This is a genomic window from Bradyrhizobium sp. P5_C11_2, assembly GCF_054049755.1.
Genome location: NZ_JBFULT010000423.1, coordinates 1 through 6,674 on the forward strand (window position 1 = coordinate 1; position 6,674 = coordinate 6,674).

5 protein-coding genes and 1 pseudogene are annotated in these 6,674 nt (G+C 64.6%); 3 read left to right on the forward strand and 3 right to left on the reverse strand.

The window, feature by feature from the left end; genetic code table 11:
- The 3 genes and pseudogenes from ACXJL8_RS29760 to ACXJL8_RS29770 all read left to right on the forward strand — a co-directional run.
- Positions 1-445 (forward strand): annotated as a pseudogene (locus tag ACXJL8_RS29760) (ABC transporter substrate-binding protein); the annotation flags it as partial.
- Between the two features lie 315 nt (positions 446-760).
- Positions 761-1,435 carry a response regulator transcription factor gene (locus ACXJL8_RS29765; RefSeq protein ID WP_456623761.1) on the forward strand — a complete coding sequence of 225 codons (675 nt, stop codon included), beginning with the start codon at positions 761-763 and terminating at the stop codon, positions 1,433-1,435.
- Positions 1,436-1,487: 52 nt separating this feature from the next.
- On the forward strand, positions 1,488-2,804 hold the full coding sequence (locus ACXJL8_RS29770) for a sensor histidine kinase (protein ID WP_456623778.1): 1,317 nt from the start codon (positions 1,488-1,490) through the stop codon (positions 2,802-2,804).
- Between the two features lie 272 nt (positions 2,805-3,076).
- Here the strand turns inward: ACXJL8_RS29770 and ACXJL8_RS29775 are convergent, their stop codons facing one another.
- From ACXJL8_RS29775 to ACXJL8_RS29785, 3 genes are all read right to left on the reverse strand, one after another.
- Positions 3,077-4,354, reverse strand: a complete 1,278-nt coding sequence (locus tag ACXJL8_RS29775; protein WP_456623760.1) for a M20/M25/M40 family metallo-hydrolase — start codon at positions 4,352-4,354, stop codon at positions 3,077-3,079.
- Positions 4,355-4,644: 290 nt separating this feature from the next.
- Entirely contained in the window at positions 4,645-6,246 is a 1,602-nt protein-coding gene (locus ACXJL8_RS29780; protein WP_456686073.1) for a TRAP transporter large permease, read from the reverse strand.
- A partial coding sequence (locus ACXJL8_RS29785) for a TRAP transporter small permease subunit (protein WP_456686074.1) occupies positions 6,243-6,674 on the reverse strand: 432 nt, incomplete at its 5' end. The genes ACXJL8_RS29785 and ACXJL8_RS29780, both read right to left, overlap by 4 nt.

Sequence of the window (6,674 nt, forward strand, 5' to 3'; positions counted from 1 at the left end):
GGTCGGCCCCTACGATGATGAGAAGCTCGGCTTCTACAAGATCGCGCCGCACTACTACTATCCCGGCTGGTGGGAGGGCGGCCCGATGCTGCTGGCCTTCGTCAACCTCGACAAGTGGAACGCGCTGCCGAAATATTACCAGAGCGTGCTCACACAGGCCGGCCATTACGCCAACAACTACATGATGGCGCGCTACGACCAGGCCAATCCGCTGGCGCTGAAGAAGCTGCTCGCCAACAATACCAAGCTGCACGCCTTCTCGCCGCCGATCATGGATGCCTGCTACAAGGCGGCCAAGGAGCTGCATGACGAGGTCTCGGCGACCAACCCCAACTTCAAGAAGGTGTACGAGTCCCTCACCAAATTCTCCAACGACAGCTATTCCTGGTTCCAGGTCGCCGAGGTCGGATACGACATCTTCATGGCGCGGCGGTCGCAGAGCTGATCGCGTCACCTATCGCGTGCAAGGCCCCGGAGCGAAGGCTCCGGGGTTTTGCGCTTCGCGACGCGCCAACAAGCAGACGACAACCTGCCTATTCGCGAATGCCAGGCGTGCCTCTTAAGCGCTGATAGGCTTGCGGCTCAACAGCCGACCGCGCGGCCGCATCAGGGGCCTCCAAATTGCCTTACGCGAACCTGACAGGTACGAAAAGGCTGGCGATGTTTGCCTTTTTGCTGGCTGAAACCGGACGGATGGTGGAAGAGAGCGAGGAAGCGGCGCGAGCCGTGTGGTGACACCGGAACATCCGGCGAGATTGCGATGCGCCTTCTGATCGTCGAGGACAATGCCGAGCTGTCGCGGCTCGTGGCCAGCGGGCTTTCGGCGGCCGGCTATGAGAGCGACATCGTCAGCACCGCAGCCGAGGCGCGCGAGGCGGTGCGCAACGTCAACTATGCCGCGATGATCCTCGATCTCGGCCTGCCCGACGGCGACGGCCTGTCGGTGCTGCGCGAGCTGCGCCGCCAGACCGATCCGCTGCCGGTGCTGGTGCTGACCGCGCGCGGCGGCTTGCAGGACCGCGTCAGCGGCCTGCGCAGCGGCGCGGACGACTACCTCGCAAAGCCGTTCGCCATGGAGGAGCTGGTGGCGCGGCTGGAGGCGATCCTGCGCCGCCCGGGCCAGTTGCTCGGGCGTTCGCTGCGCCTCGCCAACCTGGTCTACGACACCGAAAGCCGCCAGATCTTCATCGACGACCAGCCGCGGATCATCTCCGCGCGCGAGGCGTCGGTGCTGGAGATCCTGTTGCGCCGGCAGGGGCGGGTGGTGCCGAAGAAGAACGTCGAGGACCACATCTTCGGCCTCGAAGGCGAGGTCGCCTCCAACGCGGTTGAGGTCTATGTGTCGCGGCTGCGCAAGCAGCTTGCCGAGCACGGCGCCAAGGTCGTGATCCACACCATTCGCGGCGTCGGCTATCTCATGGCCGAGGAGAAATAGCGTGCCGCAGAGGTCGCCGACCTTCAAATCGCTGATCTCGCGCATCGTCTTCATGCACATCGTCGCGGTCGCAATGGTCGCGATCTTCCTGCCGCTGGTGCTGTTCTGGCTGCTCAATTCGGAGATCGACCAGCTGCACCGCGACGCCATGCGCGCGCAGGCCGAAGTGCTCGCCGAGCGCATCGTCGCGCAGCCGGACGGCCTCTTGACGTTCAACCTGCCTGACAGTCTCAAGGGCCTCTACTCGGAGGCCTATGGCCGTTATCTGTATGACATCCGCGATGCCGACGGCCGCTTGCTGTTTTCATCGCGCCGCAAGACCGGCGCAGCCGCTGCGGCGCCGACGCTGTCCGAGACGATTTCCGGCGCCGGCGTCACCCGCATCATCGACGGCAAATTGGTGCGCATCCGCGTTGCCGAGGATCTCTCCCATCGCGACGTCATCATCGACGACATCGTCTCGAACTTCTTCCGGCGGGTCGGATGGATCACCATCCCGATCCTGCTGATCCTGCTCGCGGCCGACATCATCATCTTCCGTCGCGCGGTCGCGCCGTTGTGGAAGGCCTCGGAGGAGGCGAGCAATATCGGTCCGTCGCGCACCGACATCCGCCTGCCCACCGAACAGATCCCGCGCGAGATCATGCCGCTCGTCACCGCCGTCAACCAGGCGCTGGACCGCCTCGAGGACGGCTTTCGGGTGCAGCGGCAGTTCACGGCCGATGCCGCCCATCAATTGCGCACGCCGCTCGCGATCCTGCGCACGCGGATCGAGACGCTTCATGACGGCGCCGCGCGCGAGGTGCTGCATGCCGACATCGAGGGCATGAGCCGGATCGTCGCCCAGCTCCTGGAGATCGCCGAGCTCGACACGCTGGTGCTCGATCCCGGCGAGACCGCCGACCTGCGCGCGGTCTGCGCCGAGGTGGTCGGCGCGATCGCCCCGTTCGCGCTCGCCCGCCACAAGGACATCGCGCTCAAGGGCACGGATGCGCCGGTGATGATCCACGGCAATTCCGAGATGCTGCAGCGCGCGATCTTCAACCTCGCCGAAAACGCCATCAAGTTCACCGCGACGGACACGTCGGTCGACGTCGAGGTGCGCGACGACGGTTCGGTGCATGTGCGCGATCGCGGCCCTGGCATTGCGGAGGCCGAGCGCGACCTGATCTTCCAGCGCTTCTGGCGCGCCGACCGCCAGCGTACCGACGGCGCGGGCCTCGGGCTGTCGATCGTGCGCGCCGTCGCGGATGATCATGCCGCGACCGTTGCGGTGGAAAATCTCCCGGACGGCGGCGCACAGTTCACGCTGCGGTTCAGGCTGGCGGAGAAAGCGGGCGACGCTGGGGTGAAACCAGTGCGGCACTGACACTGCACCCTCTCCCCTTGTGGGAGAGGGTGGCATAGGCGGCCTTCGGCCGCCGTCCTCATAACGCCGATGCTTTGCATCGGCTATGGCGCTAGCGGCGAGACGGGTGAGGGGTCTGTCTCTGCGAGTCTGTCTCTCGCAGATGCGTGCGCGGGGAGGACCCCTCATCCGGCGCCGTAGCCGAGCTTCGCTTCGGCGGCCACTTTAGGACGGCCGCCAAAGGCGGCCTACGCCACCTTCTCCCGCAAGCGGAGAAGGAAGAAAAGCGGCGGCTATTTCAGCTTGCCGGTGGACAGGTCCATGATCATGCGTGTCGCCAGATAAAGACGCGGCACGATGCTGTTGATCTGCACATATTCGGCATCGTTGGAGTGCGCACCGAAGCCCGACAGGCCCATGCCTTCCACGACGGCTCCATTGGTCTTGAGCGCGGCAAACGCGGCATCGGTGCCGCCGCCGGTCGCCTTCTCGTCGACCTTGAGGGACAGTCCGAGCTCCTGATAGAGCCTCTTGCCGTAGGCCGCGACGCGGCGCGAGGCGTCGTCGACCTCGAGCGGCGGGCGACGCACCTCGAATTTCAGGTCGACCTTGGAGTCGGGGAGCAGGCGGTTCTTGATCTTCTCCTGCAGCGCCTTCTGCAACTCGTCGAAATCCGCCACCTTGAGCGCACGCGCATCGGCCTGGGCCGTGGCTTCGGCAGGGATCACGTTGCGGTTGGTGCCGGACTTGGAGACCGTCCAGTTCAGCTTCAGGCCCTGTTCGGGCTTGGACAGGTCCTTCATCTGCAGCACCTGGTGCGAGAGCTCGTACAGCGCGTTGATGCCGCCCTCGGGCCGTGCGCCCGCATGCGAGGACTTGCCCTGCACCGTGAGATAGGCGGAGCCGATGCCGCTGGTGGCGAGGCGCAGCGTGCCGTCGGTGCCGCCGCCCTCGAACGAGAACACCACGTCCTGATCCGCGGCGAATTTGGTGATGGTGCTGCGCCAGCCGGGCGAGGAGATCTCCTCGTCGCCATTGGTGAGCACCGTGAGTGTGCCGTAATCCTTGAAGCTTAGTTTCTGCAGCAATGCCACGGTATGGAGAATGAGCGCGACGCCCTGCTTGTCGTCGGAAATGCCGAGGCCGTAGGCCTTGTCGCCGTCGATGCGGAACGGCTGGTCCTTCAACATGCCTTTCAGGTACACCGTGTCCATGTGGGCGATCAGCATGATCTTCTTACTGCCGGTGCCCTTGAACACGGCGTGCACGGCCGGGCCGATCTTCTCGGGCGTGTCGTCGAGGCGATAGACGTCGGTGGGTTGCAGGATCTCCACCGTGCCGCCGAGCTGCTTGAGCTGGCCGGCAACGCGCTCGGCGATCTGGTTCAGGCCGTCGATGTCCTTGCTGCCGGATTCGATGCTGACGAGATCGCGCAGCGTGTCGAGCAGCGGCTGCTGCTCCTTTTGCGCCAGCGCATGGATCTCGGCGATCGGTTCCGCGTGCGCCATTGTTGCGGCACATGCCAGCCAGAGCGAAGCGAACAGCGACGGAGCAAAGTACGATCGGGACATGCGCGGCGGTCCATCAATTGGAGGATGGCCCGGTATGCCCGTGTTTGCCGCGCTTGTCACGCGCGCCGCCAAACCCTCTCCCCTTGTGGGAGAGGGTGGCATAGGCGGCCTTCGGCCGCCGTCCTTATAACGCCGATGCTTTGCATCGGCTATGGGCGATAGCGGCGAGACGGGTGAGGGATTGCCTCGGCGAGTCCTATTCTCAGTTGAGTGCGCGGAAGCAACCCCTCATCCGGCGCGCTACGCGCGCCACCTTCTCCCGCAAGGGGAGAAGGAAGAAAGCGCGGCCGCTACTTCTGCGGTGGTCCCAGGTCCAGCGGCGGCAGGTCGATCTGCGGCACCTCGATCTTGACCTTGTCGAGGTCGACATTGAGCGGCTTGTCGAGCAGGCCCGTCACCGTGACCGGGAAGACGATCACGAGCAGGACCATGATCATCTGCAGGCCGATCCAGGGGATCGCGCCCCAATAGATATCGGAGCTCTTCACTTCCTTCGGCGCCACGCCGCGCAGATAGAACAGCGCGAAGCCGAACGGCGGATGCAGGAACGAGGTCTGCATGTTGACGCAGAGCATCACGCCGAACCAGATCAGCGCCGCATCCGGCCCCACCACCGGCGCGAGGACCTTCTGCGCGATCGGCGCGATCATCGGCAGGATGATGAAGGCGATCTCGAAGAAGTCGAGGAAGAACGCCAGGAAGAAGATGAAGAGGTTGATGAAGATCAGGAAGCCCCAGACGCCGCCCGGCAGCGAGGTCAGCAGGTGCTCGAGCCAGACGCCGCCGGAGACGCCCAGGAACACCACCGAGAAGCAGGTCGAGCCGATCAGGATGAAGGTGACCATGCAGGTGATGCGCATGGTGGTCTCGTAGCCCTGCTTGATCAGGTCGCGCAGGTCGGGGATGCGCGCGGCCTCGATGCAGATCCAGGTCACGGCGAGATAGGTGACCGCGAACGCGAGCCTGAAGATCAGGTTCTCGGTGAACAGCATCGCGACGATGGTGCCAACGCCGGCGGCGACGATGCCGAGGATCAGGATCTTGCGGCCTGCCGAGGAAAAGTCCTTGTGATGGATCGCGGCGAGCACGATGGCGCCGATCGCACCCATCGCGCCGGCTTCCGTCGGGGTCGCAAGGCCCATCATCATGGTGCCGAGCACGACGAAGATCAGCACCGCCGATGGGATGATGCCCATCAGGCACTTCTTCCACAGCGCCCAGCCGGTCAGCGTGCGCGCTTCCTTCGGCACCGGCGGCACGTGGTCCGGCTTGATCAGGCCGAGCACGAAGGTGTAGCCGGCGAACAGCATGATCTGGAACACCGAGGGGCCCCAGGCGCCGAGATACATGTCGCCGACCGACTTGCCGAGCTGGTCGGCGAGCACGATCAGCACCAGCGAGGGCGGCACCAGCTGCGTGATCGTGCCGGAGGCGGCGAGCACGCCGGTGATATAGCGCATGTTGTAGCCGTAGCGGATCATCACCGGCATCGAGATCATCGCCATGGCGATGACCTGGGCCGCCACCGTGCCGGTGATGGCGCCGAGGATGAAGCCGACGATGATGACGGAGTAGCCGAGGCCGCCGCGGATCGGGCCGAACAGCTGGCCCATCGAATCCAGCATGTCCTCGGCGAGGCCGCATCGTTCCAGGATCGCGCCCATGAAGGTGAAGAAGGGAATCGCGAGCAGGAGCTCGTTGGAGAGCACGCTGCCGAACACGCGGCCGGGAATCGCCTGGAGGAAGTTGAGGTCGAAGAATCCGAGATGGATGGCGAGGAAGCCGAACGAGAGCCCGACCGCCGCCAGCGTGAACGCCACGGGGAAGCCGATCAGCATCGCCAGAACCAGGCCGCCGAACATCATCGGCGGCATCATCTCCAGCGTAATCATTGGGTCGGCCTCTCGTACTTGGCGTCGATCGTGACATAGCCCTGGAGAGCCGCGATACGCTTGATGACTTCGGAAACACCCTGGAGCGCCAGCAGGACGAAGCCGGCAGGGATCACGAACTTGATCGGCCAGCGGATCAGGCCGCCGGCATTGCCCGACACCTCGCCGACATTGTAGGCCTGCATGAAGAACGGCCACGACAGATAGGCGAGCAGCAGACAGGAGGGGATCAGGAAGAACAGCGTGCCGATCATGTCGAGCCAGAGCTGGCCGCGCTCCGAAAGCGTCAAATAGAAGATCTCGACCCGCACATGCTCATTGCGCTTGAAGGTGTAGGACGCGCCGAACATCACGAGGATGGCGAACATGTACCATTGCAGCTCCAGCCAGCCGTTCGACGAATTGCTGAAGGCGTAGCGGATCATGGC